Source organism: Metabacillus fastidiosus NBRC 101226 (genome assembly GCF_001591625.1).
Lineage (GTDB): Bacteria > Bacillota > Bacilli > Bacillales > Bacillaceae > Metabacillus > Metabacillus fastidiosus.
The window spans coordinates 1-856 of record NZ_BCVG01000231.1; the positions used below are offsets into that span (position 1 = coordinate 1).

Consider the following 856-nt stretch of genomic DNA (forward strand, 5'->3'; position numbering starts at 1 on the left):
GAATTTACCTTGGTATACTTCACATTTGGATTATACATTTAAGAATTCAATGGAAGTAATAAGTGATTTCGTACGCACTTGGACGGCTGAAGAAGACCAGCATTCTAACTTACTTGAAACATATTTATTGGTGACACGAAATGTAAATCCAACAAGATTGCATGAATTAAGAAGAAGAGTAGTGGAAAGTGGTTGGTTTCCAGACTTTACTAACCCTTTAGCAACAATGGCTTATACTTCATTGCAAGAGTTGGCTACTCTCGTTTTTTATAATAATGTAGCTAAAATAGCAAGTCCGCACGACAAAGATTTAGCAACATTACTTCGACGTTTAGCGAAAGATGAAGCACTTCATTATGCATTCTATCGCGACACAGTAAAAGCACATCTGGAACTTGATCCGAATTTCATTGTTTATTTTGAGAATGTCATTATTAATTTTTCTATGCCAGGCGCCGTTATGCCAGACTTTAACGATAGAATGAAAACCATTGCAGCAGATGCTAATTATGGCCCACTACAATATTTTGACCAAGTATTAGATGTAATTGTTAATTATTGGGATATATCTAATTTACAACCTACTAGTGAAGATGCCAAGCAATCCCAAGCGAACATAATGAAATATCATGGGCGTTTAAAAAGAATTAAAGATCGCCAGCTAGAAAAAAACAAAAGGTAGATGTATGAAAGGGTTTTTATAATGGAAACAACTTGCGAATTATGTAAAAAAGAAACGAAAGAGAAAGTAAGTTATTTAGAGCTTGAAACGTGGGAATTTGATTTTTTGAAGAAAGAGAAAAAAGATTTTTATTCTATTTGTTTCGAGTGTTTTGATAAACATACCAATAGTTTT

At 33.3% G+C, this 856-nt stretch carries 1 protein-coding gene; it reads left to right on the forward strand.

The window, feature by feature from the left end:
• On the forward strand, positions 1-682 hold a 682-nt coding region (locus tag BFA01S_RS21565), incomplete at its 5' end, for an acyl-ACP desaturase (protein WP_066235700.1).
• Between the last annotated feature and the right edge of the window lie 174 nt (positions 683-856).